This is a genomic window from Pseudomonas sp. Leaf127, assembly GCF_001423155.1.
GTDB lineage: Bacteria > Pseudomonadota > Gammaproteobacteria > Pseudomonadales > Pseudomonadaceae > Aquipseudomonas > Aquipseudomonas ovata.
The window spans coordinates 48260-65465 of record NZ_LMOA01000012.1 but is presented as its reverse complement, the minus strand read 5'-3'; the positions used below and the strand labels follow the sequence as shown (position 1 = coordinate 65465).

At 63.6% G+C, this 17206-nt stretch carries 18 protein-coding genes; 13 read left to right on the top strand and 5 right to left on the bottom strand.

The genetic code is table 11. The annotated features are described in order from the left end of the window. The first annotated feature begins 97 nt into the window (after positions 1-97). The 4 genes from ASF84_RS08150 to ASF84_RS08135 all read left to right on the top strand — a co-directional run bounded on the left by ASF84_RS08150 (position 98) and on the right by ASF84_RS08135 (position 4581). A complete protein-coding gene (locus ASF84_RS08150; RefSeq protein ID WP_056837070.1) occupies positions 98-2323 on the top strand; it encodes a FepA family TonB-dependent siderophore receptor in 2226 nt (741 codons plus the stop codon). Between the two features lie 71 nt (positions 2324-2394). Then, complete coding sequence (locus ASF84_RS08145; protein ID WP_056837067.1) at positions 2395-2682, top strand: hypothetical protein; 288 nt, start codon at positions 2395-2397, stop codon at positions 2680-2682. Continuing rightward, positions 2679-4247: a PepSY-associated TM helix domain-containing protein gene (locus ASF84_RS08140; protein WP_056837065.1), complete on the top strand. Its 1569-nt coding sequence runs from the start codon at positions 2679-2681 to the stop codon at positions 4245-4247. The genes ASF84_RS08145 and ASF84_RS08140 overlap by 4 nt, the downstream gene beginning before the upstream one ends. Position 4248: 1 nt before the next feature. Continuing rightward, entirely contained in the window at positions 4249-4581 is a 333-nt protein-coding gene (locus ASF84_RS08135; RefSeq protein WP_056837063.1) for a DUF3325 domain-containing protein, read from the top strand. Here the strand turns inward: ASF84_RS08135 and ASF84_RS08130 are convergent. Beyond that, on the bottom strand, positions 4509-5750 hold the full coding sequence (locus ASF84_RS08130; protein WP_056837062.1) for an MFS transporter: 1242 nt from the start codon (positions 5748-5750) through the stop codon (positions 4509-4511). The two genes, ASF84_RS08135 and ASF84_RS08130, sit on opposite strands and share 73 nt — an antisense overlap. Positions 5751-5882: 132 nt before the next feature. Between ASF84_RS08130 and ASF84_RS08125 the strand changes: the two genes are divergently transcribed. The 9 genes from ASF84_RS08125 to ASF84_RS08085 all read left to right on the top strand — a co-directional run bounded on the left by ASF84_RS08125 (position 5883) and on the right by ASF84_RS08085 (position 12643). Further along, positions 5883-6473 (top strand): TetR/AcrR family transcriptional regulator, encoded by a 591-nt coding sequence (locus tag ASF84_RS08125; RefSeq protein WP_056837060.1) that lies wholly within the window; start codon positions 5883-5885, stop codon positions 6471-6473. A gap of 515 nt (positions 6474-6988) precedes the next feature. Next, complete coding sequence (locus ASF84_RS08120; protein ID WP_056837058.1) at positions 6989-7675, top strand: cysteine hydrolase family protein; 687 nt, start codon at positions 6989-6991, stop codon at positions 7673-7675. Positions 7676-7677: 2 nt separating this feature from the next. Further along, positions 7678-9033 (top strand): purine-cytosine permease family protein, encoded by a 1356-nt coding sequence (locus ASF84_RS08115; RefSeq protein ID WP_056837056.1) that lies wholly within the window; start codon positions 7678-7680, stop codon positions 9031-9033. Between the two features lie 137 nt (positions 9034-9170). Then, positions 9171-9563 (top strand): sulfurtransferase complex subunit TusD, encoded by a 393-nt coding sequence (gene tusD / locus ASF84_RS08110; protein ID WP_056837054.1) that lies wholly within the window; start codon positions 9171-9173, stop codon positions 9561-9563. Position 9564: 1 nt separating this feature from the next. After that, the gene (gene tusC, locus ASF84_RS08105) at positions 9565-9924 is read left to right on the top strand and encodes a sulfurtransferase complex subunit TusC (RefSeq protein WP_056837052.1); all 360 of its coding nucleotides are present in this window, start codon (positions 9565-9567) and stop codon (positions 9922-9924) included. Continuing rightward, positions 9924-10208, top strand: coding sequence for a sulfurtransferase complex subunit TusB (tusB, locus tag ASF84_RS08100; protein ID WP_056837051.1), 285 nt, complete (start codon positions 9924-9926; stop codon positions 10206-10208). The genes tusC and tusB overlap by 1 nt, the downstream gene beginning before the upstream one ends. Then, positions 10205-10540, top strand: a complete 336-nt coding sequence (locus tag ASF84_RS08095) for a TusE/DsrC/DsvC family sulfur relay protein (RefSeq protein ID WP_056837050.1) — start codon at positions 10205-10207, stop codon at positions 10538-10540. Before tusB ends, ASF84_RS08095 begins: the two co-directional genes overlap by 4 nt. After that, positions 10537-11538, top strand: a complete 1002-nt coding sequence (locus tag ASF84_RS08090; RefSeq protein WP_056837048.1) for a glycosyl transferase family protein — start codon at positions 10537-10539, stop codon at positions 11536-11538. The genes ASF84_RS08095 and ASF84_RS08090 overlap by 4 nt, the downstream gene beginning before the upstream one ends. 103 nt (positions 11539-11641) lie before the next feature. Further along, positions 11642-12643: a glutathione S-transferase family protein gene (locus ASF84_RS08085; RefSeq protein WP_056837045.1), complete on the top strand. Its 1002-nt coding sequence runs from the start codon at positions 11642-11644 to the stop codon at positions 12641-12643. 172 nt (positions 12644-12815) lie between these two features. On the opposite strand, the gene cysG is transcribed toward ASF84_RS08085, so the two are convergent. Genes cysG through ASF84_RS08065 form a run of 4 tightly spaced genes read right to left on the bottom strand, consistent with a single transcriptional unit; the run spans position 12816 to position 17204 of the window. Next, positions 12816-14210: a siroheme synthase CysG gene (gene cysG, locus ASF84_RS08080; RefSeq protein WP_056837043.1), complete on the bottom strand. Its 1395-nt coding sequence runs from the start codon at positions 14208-14210 to the stop codon at positions 12816-12818. Then, complete coding sequence (gene serS / locus ASF84_RS08075; protein WP_056837041.1) at positions 14211-15491, bottom strand: serine--tRNA ligase; 1281 nt, start codon at positions 15489-15491, stop codon at positions 14211-14213. It lies immediately after the preceding gene. Positions 15492-15507: 16 nt separating this feature from the next. Beyond that, positions 15508-15882: a fluoride efflux transporter CrcB gene (gene crcB, locus ASF84_RS08070; protein ID WP_056837039.1), complete on the bottom strand. Its 375-nt coding sequence runs from the start codon at positions 15880-15882 to the stop codon at positions 15508-15510. After that, the gene (locus tag ASF84_RS08065; RefSeq protein ID WP_056837037.1) at positions 15879-17204 is read right to left on the bottom strand and encodes a replication-associated recombination protein A; all 1326 of its coding nucleotides are present in this window, start codon (positions 17202-17204) and stop codon (positions 15879-15881) included. The genes crcB and ASF84_RS08065 overlap by 4 nt, the downstream gene beginning before the upstream one ends. Positions 17205-17206 lie beyond the last annotated feature (2 nt).

The following is a 17206-nucleotide window of genomic DNA, read 5'->3' as shown; positions in this document are numbered from 1 at the left end:
GCATCTGCGCCCATCAAGGGAGTCGAGCGAGCGCACCGCGTCGCCTTGGGGCATGTCCAGAACGCCCTCACTCCTTTTCACACTCAGGAGCAGGCCGATGCATTCGCGATTCAGATTCAGTCCCCTTTTCATGGCCCTGATGGCTGCCAGCCCGGCGCTGGCGCTGGGCGAAACCGCGGATTCGGCCGCATCGGCCGATGCCTTGCAACTGACGGATACCCATGTGGTGGCCACGGCCGAAGAAGCCCTCAAGCAAGCCTCCGGCGTGTCGCTGATCACCGCCGAAGACATCAAGAAGCGCCCACCAGTCAACGACCTGTCGGACATCGTGCGCAAGATGCCGGGCGTCAACCTCACCGGCAACAGCGCCAGCGGCACCCGTGGCAATAACCGGCAGATCGACCTGCGCGGCATGGGCCCGGAAAACACCCTGATCCTGATCGACGGCAAGCCGGTGACCTCACGCAACGCGGTGCGCTACACCCGCTCCGGCGAGCGTGACACCCGTGGCGACAGCAACTGGGTGCCGGCCGACCAGGTCGACAGCATCGAGGTGCTGCGCGGCCCGGCGGCAGCGCGCTATGGCTCGGGCTCCATGGGCGGCGTGGTGAACATCATCACCAAGCGCCCCAGCGAACAGCTCACCGGTTCCATCAGCGCCTTTACCAACCTGCCCGAGGATGACGCCGAGGGCGTGACCAGGCGCACCACGTTCAGCCTGGCCGGCCCCTTGACCGACGCCCTGACCTTTCGTGTCTACGGCAACCTGAACAAGACCGACGCCGATGATGCCGACATCAACCTGGCGCACACCGACACCGCCTCGGGGGCCTCGCTGGCCGCCGGGCGCGAAGGCGTGCGCAACAAGGACGTCAACGGCCTGCTGAGCTGGGCGCTGGACCCGCAGCAGACCCTGGACTTCGAAGCCGGCTACAGCCGCCAGGGCAATATCTACACCGGCGATGTCGGCACCGGCGGCACCGACTCGCTGACCCCCGGCAGCACCATCAACACCTGGCTGGGCCGTGAGACCAACACGATGTACCGGCAGAATTTCTCGGTCACCCACCGCGGCGACTGGGCATTCGGCACCTCCAAGGTGGTGGCGCAGTACGAGAAGACCCGCAACAACCGCCTGCCCGAAGGCCAGACCGGTTCGGTGGACGGCGATATCAACGGCAGCGACAAGAGCACCAGCACTTACGACAGCTACCTGCTGCAGGGCCAGCTGGATATCCCGCTGGATCTGATATTCCAGCAGACCCTGACGGTGGGCGCCGAATGGAACCGCCAGGAACTGGACGACCCGAGCACCATGGACCGCGCGATTGGCACCACCCTGCCCAACTCGGCCGCCGGCGCTCGCGCCACCGACATGGACGCGACCCTCATGGCCGTGTTCCTGGAAGACAATATCGAGCTGACGCCCAAGTGGTTCCTGACCCCGGGCCTGCGCCTGGATCACCATGACCAGTTCGGCACCAACGGGAGCCCGAGCCTGAACAGCACCTACACGCTGACCGACGACATCACCCTCAAGGGCGGCATTGCCCGTGCCTTCAAGGCGCCGAACCTGTACCAGTCCAACCCCAACTACCTGTACCGCAGCAATGGCAACGGCTGCGCCGCCAGCCTCAGTGCCAACGGCTGCTACGTGCTGGGCAATGCGGACCTGGATCCGGAAATCAGCATCAACAAGGAACTGGGAATCAGCTTCGCTCGTGACGGCTGGAGCGCCGGGCTGACCTACTTCCGCAACGACTACGACAACAAGATCGTTTCGTCCAACGACCTGGCCGGGCGCACCTCGGCCAACGAGGCCATCCTGCGCTGGGACAACGCCAGCGATGCGGTGGTCAAGGGCTGGGAAGGCTATGTCGGCGTACCGCTGCTGGGCAACCAGGGCGACGTCCTGAGCTGGAACACCAACCTGACCTACATGGATTCCAACGAAGACAGCGACGGCAACCCGCTGTCAGTGGTGCCCGAGTACACGATCAACAGCATGCTCGACTGGCAAGTGACACAGGCGCTGTCGCTGAACCTGACCGGTACCTGGTATGGCAAGCAAGAGCCGCGCACCACCAACCCGCTGCAGGAAACCGCAGTCACCGCCAGCAACCAGTTGCGCACGCTGGATCCGTACCACCTGTGGAGTCTCGGCAGCACCTTTGAGGTGAACAGGCACCTGTCGTTCGGCGCCGGCATCAGCAACCTGTTCGACAAGCGCGTGTACCGCGAAGGCGCCGGCACCAGCGCCGGGGCCAGCACCTACAACGAGCCGGGCCGGGCGTTCTATGCCTCGGTGACCACCTCGTTCTGATTCGATCATGTTGGCGAGAACCCGGTCATGTCCGGGTTTTCGCTCGTCCCAGACCTGATGAGCACTGCTGCATGAAAAGCCGATCTTCTCCCTGGCCCACCGTTTCACGTGTCCTGGCCGCCGTAGTGGGCGGCTATGGATTTACCTACGCCTTTACCGCCGCCCTGGCGCGCATGCTGCCACTGAACAAGGCCGATGCCATGGTCAGTGCCACCTTGCTGTCCTTTGCGGTGTACACCCTGGTGATGCTCTGGGTTTTCACTTGCCATAATCACTGGCGGGCCTGGGCCGGACTCGCTACCGCCGTGCCGCTGGCCGGCATCGGCTTCTGGCCACAACTGCTGGAGCGCCTTGCATGAAAGCCAGGACCCTGACGCAATCGCTGGCCTGGCTGCACACCTGGAGCGGGCTGATTTTCGGCTGGGTGCTGTTCAGTATTTTCCTGACCGGCACCCTGGCGGTGTTCGACAAGGAAATCGATAACTGGATGCGCCCGGAAATCCCGACGCACACCCTGGACCAGGCCCAGGCCGCACAGGTGGCCCTGAACTATCTGCAAGCGCGCCACCCGGACGCCAGCGCCTGGAACATCGGCCTGCCCACCGAGCGCTCGCCGACCCTGACCGTGTCGGCCGGCGAGCAGCGCCGTGGCGGCGGCACGGTGCTGGACCCCACCACCGGTGAGCCGCTGGCGGTGCGCGAGACCGCCGGCGGCGGGTTTTTCTTTCGCTTCCATTTCACCCTGAACCTGCCACGCAATATCGGCATCTGGGCGGTGGGCCTGGCGGCGATGGCCATGCTGGTAGCGTTGATCAGCGGCATTGTGATCCACAAGAAATTCTTCAAGGAGTTCTTCACCTTCCGCCCGGCCAAGGGCCAGCGCTCCTGGCTGGATGCGCACAATGCCACCGCCGTGCTGGTGTTGCCGTTCCACCTGATGATCACCTACACCGGCCTGGTGATTTTCTACCTGATCTATATGCCGGCGGCGATGGAGGCGCTGTTCGACGGCGACCGCGAGCGCATGACCCGGGCGCTGCGTGAAGCGCCGGCAACCGAACAACACGGCCACCCGGCGGGCGGGCGCGAAGCCGGGCCGCGTGGCGGGACAAAAACAGCGGTGCAGCCGGCCGACCTGACGGCCCTGGCACCGGTGCTCAGTGAAGCCGAACGCTTGCTGGGCCCCGTGGCCGGCCTGAGCATTCAGCATCCGGGGCGCAGTGACGCACGTATCGAGGTACGTCCCGTGCTGGGCAACCGCATCGAGCTGACCAAGGGCATGAGCCTGCAGTTCGATGGCGTCAGCGGTCAGGTGCTGCGCTTGCCCAGCGACAGCCGGGCCACGTTGCTGACCCAGAAGGTCATGGCCGGCCTGCATTTTGCGCAGTTCGGTGGTTACTGGATGCGCTGGCTGTACTTTCTGTGCGGGCTGGCCAGTTGCGCGATGCTGGCCACCGGCGTGGTGTTGTTCACCGTCAAGCGCCGGCGCCGTCACGATGCCGAGGGCCGTGTCGCCGCCCTGCTCTATCACAGCGCCGAACGCCTCAACGTAGCGGTCATTGCCGGCCTCAGCCTGGCCTGCGTGGCCTACCTGTGGGCCAACCGCTTGCTGCCGGTCAGCTTGCCCGGGCGTGGCGGCTGGGAGGTGCAGGTGTTCCTGCTGGTGTGGCTGGCCAGCCTGAGCCACGCCATCGTGCGCCCGTGGCTGGCGGCCTGGCGCGAACAGCTGGGGCTGGCGGCGGTGTTGTGCATGGCCTTGCCGCTGCTGAACCTGCTCGGCGAAACCCGCAACGAGGCGTTCTGGCTCGAAAGCGTGGTGGTGATCATCGGCATGCTGCTGGCCTGGACCCGCTGGAAGCTTGGCCGGCCGATAAAAGACAAGGCCACGCGTAAAGCGCCTGGTGCTGCCCTGGAGGCCAATTGAGATGAGTCTGTGGATCATCGCCAGCCTGCTGCTGGCCTACAGTGGCCTGCTGGGCTTGTGCCTGGGCCTGGAGCGGCACTACAAGCAGCTTTATCAACGCCTGCCCGGTGCCGGGCTGCAACGCCTGTTGCGCGCGGTGGGCTGGGCCTTGCTGGGCGCCAGCCTGGCCTGCTGCGCGCAGGCCTGGGGCTGGGCCATGGCTGGTGTGGGCTGGCTCGGGCTGGTCTCGCTGGCCGGGGTGACGCTGGTGATGCTGCTGCCCTACGCACCACGGCTGTCGGTGTGGCTGGCAGGCGCGGGCTGGCCAGTGCTGGGGGTGATGGCGCTGGTTTGAACCGACGGTCGCCAACCGGCCCAGACACTGAGCAACAGCACCGCCACAGCGGCCCCTAAAGCCACCTTGAAGCCGGCCTGGGCACCTTCGGCATCCACCACCTGCCCGGCCAACACGGCCCCCAGGGCAACGCCGGCATTCAGGCCGGCCAGCAGCCAGGTCATGCCCTCGGTAAGCTGGTGCTCGGGCACGCTGCGCTCAACCTGTGACATCGCTACGATCAGGGTCGGGGCAAAGCACAACCCGGCCACGAAGACTGCGGCGGCCAGCGTCCATAGGTTGAACACCCACAGCAGCGGCAGTGTGGTGGCGGCGGTGGCCAGCCCACCCAGTACCAGCAATCGGTGCAAGGGTATCTGCCATTGCACGGCACCGAACAGCAGACCGGCCAGGCAGGCGCCCAGCGCATAGGCCGACAGCACCAGCGAAGCACCGGCCGGTTGCCCGGCGTGCTCGGCAAACGCCACGCTGCCGATGTCCACGGTGCCGACGATGACGCCCATGGCGACCGTCAATAGCGCCAGGCGTCGCACGCAGGCCAGGCGCAAGACCGACCGCGTGCCGGGCGCCGGGGCAGTAACAGCCGGTTGCGTGGCACGCTGGCACACCAGCCAGCCTGTGCCGATGGCCAGTAACACTGCCGCCGCCAGCGGACCGGCCTGGGCAAAGGTCATGACACTCAAGCCTACGGCCAGCGGCGGTCCGGCGATAAAGCTCATTTCATCGAGTACCGTTTCCAGCGCATACGCCGTTTGCAGGCGCTGTTGCCCACGAAGCAGCGTCGTCCAGCGCGCACGCACCATGGCTGGCAGGCTGGGCATGAACCCGGTCAGCCAGGCGCCAAGGAACAGCGTCCAGTCAGGCGCCGGCCACCAGGTCGCCAGCAACAGGATCGCCACGCCCGTCACGCTGATCACGGTGGCCACCGGCAAAACGCGATCTTGCCCCAGCCGGTCGACCCCTTTTGAAATCTGCGGCGACAGCAGTGCGTAGGTCAGCACGAAGGTGCCTGATACCGCCCCGGCCAGCGTATAACTGCCGCGCAACTGAGCCAACAAGGTGATGATGCCGATCCCCATCATCGGCAAGGCCAGCCGGCCAATCAGGCCGGCAACGATAAAAGCTTTGGCGCCAGGCACCTCGAACAGTGCTCGATAAGGGTTGGCCATGTGACTCTCCAGAACAGGCGCTTGCCAGAATGGCGCAGGGCGCGAACAATACATACGTCTCGTATGTATAAACCGTACATTCATACGGACCGTATGTAAATATACATACGTAATGTATGTAAGGAGAGCCCGATGGTTCGTCGCACCCGCGCCGATATGGAACAGACGCGTAACACCTTGCTGGACACCGCCCGCCAGGTCTTTGCAGAGCGCGGCTATGCCGACACGTCAATGGATGATCTGACCGCACAGGCCGGCCTGACCCGTGGGGCGCTGTATCACCACTTCACCGACAAGAAAGGCCTGCTGGCGGCCGTAGTCGAGCAGATCGACGCCGAAATGGATACACGGCTACAAGCCGTTTCCGATGCTCATGACGGGACCTGGCAGGGTCTGCGCGAGCGTTGCCGCAGCTACCTGCACATGGCACTGGAACCCGAGATCCAGCGCATCGTGCTGCGCGATGCGCGTGCGGTACTGGGCATGGCATCGCCACAGGCGCAACGTCATTGCATTGGCTCGTTGCAGGCGCTGATCGAGCGCTTGATCGAACAAGGCACCGTCACACCTGCCGACCCGCAGGCGCTGGCACGGCTGCTCTATGGCAGCCTGACCGAGGCGGCGTTCTGGATTGCCGAGGCCGATGAAGGCCATGTCAGGCTCAACCATGCCCTGGCGGCAGCGGATGTGCTATTGCGTGGATTGCAGGTCACCTATGACTGAGCCGATGGGAAGCATCGACACGGTGCACTCGGCCTCTTTGTGCTACATGCCGTAACACAGTATTACGGCATACCAAAATACAGAATCATGCAGATGCCTGAACCAGAGCGCTTGCAAGCATTGACAGGAGGGCTGGCTCGACATTTGCTTCGGGTTATCGAGCCCCCCCTCTGTCCGGTGTCTGAAATGACCTGTCGACTCACCGCCATCGCTGCTATCAAGCCCTTTCCTGGGGCTGCAGGGTCGTGCGTGCGGTTGCGACAAGGCGCCAGGCGCTGTTACCTGCGGCGATCATCATCGCCGTCCCGCGTTGTCCTCAAACGTCTTCGGCCTTCAGTGGCTGCCAAGCAGAACGGTTTCTGGCAGATCGCTCACTGAAGACTCGACGAGTCTCCCTTCGCCCATAAGTCGCCTTTCTGCCCTGTGCAGGCAAGGCACCCTATTGCCGATTGATTCAGGCACAGCCTGATGCGCGCCGTTCAAGGCGTGGCCATCACTGTGCCTTGGGTACTTTTATGACGACGCAAACCGCCGTGCTGGTGATCGACTTGCAAAAAGAGGCAGGCTTTCATCTTGAGCGCATTGATGAGGTGGTCAGCAATGCCCGCTCTGTGATTGACGCCGCTCGCCAACTGAACATCCCGCTGCTCTACACCCGGCACGTCAATGACGCCGAAGGCCAGAACCTGGCAGGCTCGGAACCGGTGGACGAGGCAGGACGCCCGACCTCATATCGGGCAGGCACCCCCGCTGTGGAAATCCTCGAGGTGTTGGCGCCAGCGTCGGGCGACACGGTGATCGACAAGCATCGCTACAGCGCCTTTCATGGCACCGACCTTGATGCAGCGCTCAAGAAGCAGAACATCAGGACGCTGGTGGTCATCGGTGTGCTGACCGACGTGTGTGTCATGACCACGGTGTTTGACGCTTACCAGCACAACTATGAAGTGGTCGTGGTGGCTGACGCCTGCACGGCGACCACGCTGGCCGCCCACTACTCGGCGCTGCTGATCCTGACGAACTGGATCTACGGATTGAGCCTCTTTTCGAGCGCCGAGCTGCTCAAGCAATGGAGCCGGCAAGCGAGCGTGCACCTGGCCACCCAGGTCCCGGATCACTTTGCATTCCAGCCCGAGGCGTTCGTGCCGACCATCGAGCGGCTTGAAACCGCCCTCAACAGCCAACCTTCGTCCTGGAGTTGATCATGCAGATCGAGAAAAGAAGCATCGACTTCATTCCGGAAAACGAGCGTCTGGGCCGGCCACAATCGCTGTTCTATGTCTGGTTCGGCGCCAACATGAACATCACCACGATTGCAGCGGGCGTCTTGCCCGTCAGCCTGGGCCTGAATCTGCTGTGGAGTGCCGTATCCATCCTGCTGGGTTCGGTGATCGGTGCCCTGTTCATGGCCTCGCACTCTGCCCAGGGGCCGAAACTGGGTATCCCGCAGATGATCCAGAGCCGCGCGCAGTTCGGGGTTTACGGCGCCATATTGCCGTTGCTGTTCGTGATGCTGATCTACTTGGGCTTTTTCGTGAGTAACACCCTGCTGGCGGCCCAGGTGATGACGACGGTGAGCCCCCTCAGTCTGAACGCCAATATCTGTGTGCTGGGGGGTGTGTGCTTTGTGGTGGCGTTGTATGGTTATCGCCTGATCCATCGTTTGCAGAAAGTGTTGTCCATTCTGTCGATCGCCGTCTTCGGGGTCGCCACATTCGTGGCACTGAACCTGCCCATTGCTGCTCAAGCCTGGTCGTTGCAGGGTTTCTCGCTGCCAGCCTTTCTGGCATCGGTCAGCATTGCGGTGACCTGGCAGTTGTCCTACGCGCCTTATGTGGCCGACTACTCACGCTACCTGCCTACGGCCACCTCAACCAAACAGGTGTTCTGGTACAGCTATCTGGGGACCGTCACAGGCGGCACCTGGATGATGGTGCTGGGCGCTGTCCTGTCGGTCTCGATAAGCGGTCTGGCTGACAATATCGGCCTGCACCTGAGTGGCCTGTTCGGCAGCGCCGGCTTGCTGGTGTGCCTGTTTCTGATCTACGGCCAGATAGCCATCAACGTGTTCAACCTGTATGGCGCATTCATGTCCACGGTCACCGTGCTGGAGCCTTGCCTGAACCTGAAAGTGACGCCTTCGGTGCGCACCGCCTTCATGTTGGTCATCTGTGCGCTGGCCACAGGGTTGTGCACCCTGGCCCAGGAGGGATTCATCCAGTTCTTCCTGAACTTCATTTTCTTCATGAGTTACTTCCTGATCCCATGGACCGCCATCAACCTGGTGGACTACTACGTGATCCGCAAGGGCGAGTACCGGATCGCCGACATCTTCGATCCACGGGGCATCTATGGCCGTATCAATAAGAAAGCGATCGGGATCTTTCTGGCAACCATTGCGCTTGAAGTGCCTTTCATGAACACGGCCTTGTACGTGGGGCCTGTGCCTGCCCTTCTGGAGGGCATTGATCTTTCATGGCTGGCAGGGCTGATATTTCCGGCACTGGCGTATTACGTGCTGATGCGCACGCCCACAAACGTCAAGGCCGCAACGACCTGATCCTTCGTTGCGCCAGGCGTGGCATCGACACTGCCTGACGAGCGCACAAGGCCTGACCAGGCCTTGTGCGCTCGTGATTCACCACACTCGCCTGTGAATTCTTTATCATTGCGGCTGTTTCGCTGAACGAGCCGCTCATGAAATTCGCCATTTGCCTGTTATCTGCGCCTCATGCGCCTTCGTCCCGACGCGCCTTGCGATTTGCCCAGGCAGTGCTGGCCGGCGGGCATGAGATCGTGCGCCTGTTCTTTTACCAGGATGGCGTACACAGTGCGTCGCACAGTGTCGTCACGCCTCAGGACGAGCAGGACCTGCCGGCGCAGTGGCGTGCATTCATCATCGAACAGGGCCTGGATGGCGTGGTGTGCATTGCCGCCGCCTTGCGCCGGGGCGTGCTCAATGCCGAAGAAGCGGTACGCTACCAGCGTGATGCCGCCAGTTTGCAGGCGCCGTGGGAACTGTCCGGCCTGGGTCAGTTGCACGATGCGGCGCAGAGCGCTGATCGGGTGATCTGCTTTGGAGGACCTTAAGATGAGTAAATCCCTGTTGATTGTCAGCCGTCAGGCGCCCTGGTCCGGCCCTGGTGCCCGTGAGGCACTGGATATCGTGCTGGCCGGCGGCGCCTTCGATTTGCCGGTGGGTCTGCTGTTTCTCGACGATGGCGTGTTCCAGTTGCAGGCCGGCCAGGCCGCGGCGGTGCAGCAAAAGGATGTGACGGCCAACCTCAAGGCCTTGCCGATGTTCGGCGTCGACGAGCTGTATGCCTGCGGCCATAGCCTGCAACAACGCGCCATCGCCACCGACGCGCTGGATGAAGGCCTCCAGGTCCTGGCCTGCGGTGCTGACATCGCCGCACTTTTTGACCGTTACGACCAGGTGATCACGATCTGATGGCGACCTTGCACGTTGTTTCCCACTCCCCGTTCACCGATACCCGTCTGGACAGCTGTCTGCGGATACTGGGTGCGGATGACGCCATACTGCTGTGCGGCGATGCGACCTACGCGCTGCGCCGTGAAGACCCGGCCCTGGCGGCACTGGGCGAGCGCGTGTTCGTGCTGGACGAAGACGCCCAGGCCCGGGGACTGACAGTACCGGCCAGCGCTGGCGCAGTGGACTATCCGGGCTTTGTCGAGCTTTGCGTGCGTTTTGACAGAGTGAACACCTGGTCATGACCGATCTGATCGTTGCAGACCGTACTGTCGCTCTGGACCAGGATGGCTTTCTGGCGGACCTCAACGACTGGTCGCTGGACGTAGCCCGGGCGCTGGCCGTCGAGGAAGGCATCGACTTCGGCCCCGAGCATGAAGAGGTGCTGTTGGTGCTGCGCGCGTTCTACGCCGAGTTCCAGCTGTCACCGGCCACCCGCCCCTTGATCAAGTACACGGCCCTCAAGCTGGGCCCGGAAAAAGGCAACAGCCCGCACCTCAACCGCCTGTTCAACGGGCGGCCCGCCAAACTGGCGGCCCGCCTGGCAGGCCTGCCCAAACCGACGAATTGCATATGACCGACTACAGCCCACTGGTGACCGAAACCCCGGCCGAACACCCGTTCGCCCAATTTGTGCGCATCCTTGGCAAAGGCAAGCGCGGTGCCCGCGGCCTGAGCCGTGAAGAAGCCCGGCAGGCGATGGGCATGCTGCTTGACGAACAGGTCGAGGACACCCAGCTGGGCGCGTTCCTGATGCTGCTGCGGCACAAGGAAGAAAGCCCCGAAGAGCTGGCCGGCTTTACCGAAGCGCTGCGCGAGCGCCTGGATGCACCGGCCATCGAGGTCGATATCGACTGGCCCAGCTATGCCGGCAAGAAGCGTCACCTGCCGTGGTTTCTGCTGGCCGCCAAGTGCCTGGCCAACAACGGCGTGCGCGTGCTGTTGCACGGCGGCGGCGCGCACACCGCCGGCCGCTTGTACACCGAGCAGTTGCTCGGTGTGTTGAATATCCCGCTGTGCCGCAGCTGGACGGCGGTGGGCAGCGCCCTGCAAGCGCGTCAGTTGGCGTTCATTCCGCTGGCCGACTGGGCGCCGCAGTTGCAGCGCATGATCGACCTGCGCAATACGCTGGGGCTGCGCTCGCCGATCCACTCCCTGGCCCGGGTGCTCAACCCGCTCAAGGCACGCTGCGGCTTGCAGAGCATCTTTCACCCTGGCTACCAGAGCGTGCATCGCGAGGCCAGCCGTCTGTTGGGCGATCATGCCATTGTGGTCAAGGGTGATGGCGGGGAAATCGAGGTCAACCCCGACACGATCAGCCATTTGTACGGCACCACGGCCGGCCAGGACTGGGATGAAGAATGGCCGGCCCTGGCCGAGCGTCGGCACGTCAAGCCGGCCAGCCTGGAACCGGCGCATCTGGTGGCGTTCTGGCGTGGCGAGGTCGAAGACAGCTACGGCCAGTTGGCCTTGCTGTCGACCATTGCCCTGGCCCTGCGTGGCCTGGGGGTCGAGCGTGAGGCCGCCTTCGAGCAGGCCCGGCAGTTCTGGGACAACCGTGACCGGTCGCTGTGACCCATCGTGTTATTCGATGATTAACGGCGGCTATTTGCGCTTTTAGTTCGAACCTGTGTCGATAGACTGGCTCCAATGTTCACTTACAGACAGGGAGCCAATCATGGGCCTGCTCATCGACGGACGCTGGCATGACCAGTGGTATGAAAGCAGCAAGGACGGCGCGTTCCAGCGCGAGAACGCCCAGCGTCGCAGCTGGATCACCCAGGACGGCGCACCCGGCCCCAGCGGCGATGGCGGCTTCAAGGCCGAGGCCGGGCGTTATCACTTGTATGTCTCGCTGGCCTGCCCGTGGGCGCACCGCACCCTGATCGTGCGCCAGCTCAAGGGCCTGGAAGCGTTGATCAATGTGTCGGTGGTCAGCTGGCTGATGCTGGAAAACGGCTGGACCTTCGACAAGGCCACCGGCTCCAGTGGCGATGCGCTGGATAATCTGGACTTTCTGCACCAGCGCTACACCGAGGATGACCCACAGTACACCGGACGGGTGACCGTGCCGCTGTTGTGGGACAAACAGCTCAAACGCATCGTCAGCAACGAGTCGGCGGAAATCATCCGCATGTTCAACTCGGCCTTCAACGACCTGACCGGCAACCACCTGGACCTGTATCCCGAGCCGTTGCGTGGCGAGATCGACGCGCTCAACGAGCAGATCTATCCGGCCGTCAACAATGGCGTGTACCGCGCAGGCTTTGCCACGTCACAAAGCGCTTACGAACAGGCGTTCGATGAGGTGTTTGCCAAGCTTGATGAACTGGAGTGCCTGCTGGGCGAGAAGCGCTATCTGGTCGGCGACTACCTGACCGAGGCGGATGTACGGTTGTTTACCACGCTGGTGCGCTTCGATGCGGTGTACCACGGGCATTTCAAGTGCAACCTGCGACGCCTGAGCGACTACCCGAACCTCAGCCACTGGCTGCGCGAGCTGTACCAGTGGCCGGGCGTGGCGCAGACCGTGGACTTCCAGCACATCAAGCACCACTACTACGCCAGCCACCGCACCATCAACCCCACCGGCATCGTGCCCAAGGGGCCGAAGCAGGATTTCGCGGTGGTGCATGACCGGGACCGGTTGCCGGGCCAAGGTATCTGGCAGGACACCTGATCGTTATTGGCCTTCGGTAGGAGCGCGCTTGCCCGCGACCGGCTGCGTCAGCAGCCGTAAATTTGTGGCGTTTCGCAGATTTTGAATGTGTTCACAACCGCAAATTTGTGGCGTTTCGCAGATTTTGCGAGCGCTACGCACTCGGTCGCGGGCAAGCGCGCTCCTACCAGGGTCAGAGGGTGCCCTGTGCGCCTTCGAACCAGGCGAGTTTTTCGCGCAGCACCACCACTTCGCCCACGATCACCAGGGTTGGCGCGTGGACTTCGTGGTCGGCCACCAGTTGCGGCAGGTTGGCCAGGGTGCCGGTGAAGACCCGCTGGGTGACCGTGGTGCCTTGCTGCACCAGGGCCGCCGGGGTATCGGCGGCGCGACCGTGGGCAATCAATTGCTCACAGATGGTCGGCAGCCCCACCAGCCCCATGTAGAACACCAGAGTCTGCGCTGGCGCGACCAGGTCTTGCCAGGGCAAATCGGTGGTGCCGTTCTTCAGGTGCCCGGTGATGAAGCGCACCGATTGCGCGTAGTCACGGTGGGTCAACGGAATCCCGGCATACGCGGCACAACCGCTGGCTGCCGTAATGCCTGGCACGACCTGGAACGGGATGCCGTGGGCAGCCAGTTCTTCGATCTCTTCACCGCCGCGACCGAAGATAAACGGGTCGCCGCCCTTGAGGCGTACCACGCGCTTGCCTTGCCTGGCCAGGTTGACCAGTTGCTGGTTGATCTGCTCCTGCGGCAAGGCGTGCTCGCTGCGGCGCTTGCCAACGTAGACGCGCTCGGCATCCCGACGGCACAGATCCAGGATCGCCGGGGCGACCAGGCGGTCGTACAGCACCACGTCGGCCTGCTGCATCAGGCGCAAGGCCTTGAAGGTCAGCAGGTCCGGATCGCCTGGGCCGGCTCCCACCAGGTAGACCTCACCCGGCGCGTGCGGCGGTGCGCCATTGACCTTGGCATGCAGCAAACGCTCGGCTTCGGCGCCCTGCCCGGCCAGTTGCCGGTCGGCAATCGGTCCCTGAAACACCTCTTCCCAGAAAGCCCGGCGTTGCTGGACATCCGGGTAGAGCTGCTTGACCTGATGGCGAAAGCGCGCCGCCAGGCCGGCCAGTTGACCATAGGTGGACGGAATCCAGGTTTCCAGCTTGGCGCGGATCAGGCGCGCCAGCACCGGTGCGTCACCGCCGCTGGACACGGCAATGACCAGTGGCGAGCGGTCGACGATGGCCGGGAAGATCACGCTGCACAAGGCCGGCGCATCGACCACGTTGACCGGCATGCCACGCTGGCGGGCGTCTTGCGAAACCTGGGCGTTGAGGGGCTCGTCGTCGGTGGCGGCAATGACCAGCACGCAACCGTCCATGTCGCCCGGCTCGTAGCCGCGCAGGCGGATTTCTGCGCCACTGTGTTCGACCAGCTCGCGCAACTGGGTCTCGATTTCAGGGGCTACGACGCGCAACAGCGCACCGGCATCGGCCAGCAGGCGAGATTTGCGCAAGGCAATCTCGCCGCCGCCGACCACCAGCACCCAGCGGCCACGCAGGTTGTGAAACAGGGGCAGAAATTCCATTTAGCCGATGACCTCAAGGCCGCCCATGTAGGGCTTGAGCACTTCGGGTACACGAATCGAACCGTCAGCCTGCTGGTAGTTCTCCAGCACCGCCACCAGGGTACGACCAACGGCCAGGCCGGAACCGTTCAGGGTGTGCACCAGCTCGGGCTTGCCGGTTTCCGGGTTGCGCCAGCGGGCCTGCATGCGCCGGGCCTGGAAGTCGCCGCAATTGGAGCACGAGGAGATTTCGCGGTATTTGTCCTGGCTCGGTACCCAGACTTCCAGGTCGTAGGTCTTGACCGCGCTGAAGCCCATGTCGCCGGTGCACAACGCCAGGACGCGGTACGGCAGTTCCAGCAGTTGCAGGACGCGTTCGGCGTTGGCGGTCAGCGACTCGAGTTCGTCCATCGACTGCTCGGGGGCCACCACCTTGACCATTTCGACCTTGTCGAACTGGTGCTGGCGGATCATGCCACGGGTGTCACGCCCAGAAGCACCGGCCTCACTGCGGAAACACGGCGTGTGGGCCACGAACTTGAGCGGCAGTTGCTTGCTGTCCAGGATCTGCCCGGCCACGATGTTGGTCAGCGACACTTCGGCCGTGGGAATCAGGTACAGGTCGGCTTCGCCGTCGCGGCTGATCTTGAACAGGTCTTCTTCGAACTTGGGCAACTGGCCGGTGCCTTGCAGAGCAGGTGCCTGGACCAGGTACGGGGTGTAGGTTTCCTCGTAGCCGTGTTCGTTGATGTGCAGGTTGATCATGAACTGCGCCAAGGCGCGGTGCAGGCGGGCAATCGGACCGCGCAGCAGGGCGAAACGGGCGCCGGACAATTTGGCGGCGGTTTCGAAATCCAGCCAGCCGAATTTCTCGCCCAGGGCGACGTGGTCCTGGACCTGGAAATCGAAGCTGGCCGGGGTGCCCCAGCGACGCACTTCGACGTTGCCGTCTTCGTCCTCGCCCACCGGCACCGACGCGTCAGGCAGGTTGGGAATGGTCAGCAGCAGGCCGTCGAGCTCGGCCTGGATGGCGTCCAGCTCGACCTTGCCTTCGCTCAGCTCGGTGCCCATGCGCTCGACGTCAGCCATCAGCGGCGCGATGTCTTCGCCACGCTGCTTGGCCTGACCGATGGACTTGGAACGGGCATTACGCTCGGCCTGCAGCTGTTCGGTCTGGGTCTGGACGACCTTGCGGCGGGCTTCCAGCGCTTCAATACGGGCTACATCCAGCGTGAAGCCGCGGGACGCCAGGCGATCCGCTACGTCCTGAAGGTGGGTACGTAACAGTTTGGAATCGAGCATATCGTTCTCTCGTCTATCAAAGTCTGGTCAGGGACAGGCCAACCCAGGTCGCGAGCAGCCCGCCGAACACGCTGATGCCGGCATAGCCCAGCGCCAGCGGCACTTGCCCGCTTTCAAGCAGGCGCAGCGTGTCCAGTGAAAAGGATGAAAAGGTCGTCAGACCCCCTACAAAACCGACGATCAGGCCGGTGCGAATCTCGACCGGCACCTCAGGGCGCAGCAGGAACAGGCCATACAGCACGCCGATGATCAGGCACCCGGCCAGATTGACGGCCAGGGTGGCTGTGTAGAAGTGCCGCGGCCAGTGGGCGCTGACCCAGTTGCCGGTTGCGAAGCGCAATAATGTACCAGCGATGCCGGCAATCGACACCGCAAGAATGGTCTGAATCATGACTTTCTCCGCTGCCGGGGGCTGGCAGCGTCCAGCGCCTGCAAATGACGCAGCTTTTCGCCGATCTTCAGTTCCAGGCCACGCGGCACCGGCGCGTAGTACTGGCGCGGCTCCAGCTCATCGGGAAAGTAGTCCTCGCCGGCGGCATAGGCGTCCGGTTCGTCATGGGCGTAGCGGTATTCGTCGCCATAGCCCAATTGCTTCATCAGCTTGGTCGGCGCGTTGCGCAGGTGCAGCGGCACTTCCATCGAGCCATTCTCGGCTACGTCACGCATGGCCGCCTTGAAGGCCATGTACACCGCATTGCTCTTGGGCGCGCAGGCCAGGTAGACAATGGCCTGGGCCACCGCCAGTTCGCCTTCCGGGCTGCCCAGTCGCTCCTGAACGTCCCAGGCCGACATGCACAACGGCAAGGCGCGTGGGTCGGCGTTGCCGATGTCTTCACTGGCCATGCGCACCACGCGCCGTGCCAGGTACAACGGGTCGCAGCCGCCGTCGATCATGCGGGCGAACCAGTACAGCGCCGCATCGGGGCTGGAACCGCGAATCGACTTGTGCAGCGCCGAGATCTGGTCGTAGAACGCCTCGCCGCCCTTGTCGAAACGCCGCCGGCTGTCGCCGAGCAGGCTTTGCAGCAGCGCATTGCCGATCTCGCTGCCGTCTTCGGCCAGGTCCGAGGCATTCTCCAGCAGGTTGAGCATGCGCCGGCCATCGCCGTCGGCCGCCGCCATCAGCGTGGCAAAGCCTTCGTCGCTCAGGCGCAGGTGCCGCTGGCCCAGCCCGCGGTCCTCGCTCAGGGCGCGCTGCACCAGCTTGCGCAGGGCCGCCTCGTCCAGGCTCTTGAGCACATAGACCCGCGCCCGCGACAGCAAGGCATTATTGAGTTCGAACGAGGGGTTTTCCGTGGTCGCGCCGATAAAGATCAGCGTGCCGTCTTCGACATACGGCAGGAAGGCATCCTGCTGGGACTTGTTGAACCGGTGCACTTCATCAACGAACAGGATGGTGCGCCGGCCGTATTGCGCCGCCTGTTGTTTGGCGACCTCGACGGCCTGGCGGATTTCCTTGACCCCGGCCAGCACGGCCGAGACGGTTTCGAAATGCGCGTCCGACACCTTGGCCAGCAGCCGCGCCAGGGTGGTCTTGCCCACCCCGGGCGGGCCCCAGAAGATCATGGAATGCAGCGCGCCCTGCTCCAGTGCTTCGCGCAGGGGCTTGCCATGGGCCAGCACGTGCTCCTGGCCCACATACTCGTCCAGGTTGGTCGCCCGCAAGCGGGCGGCCAGGGGCTGGGCGATGGGTTCACGACTGAACAGGTCCATGG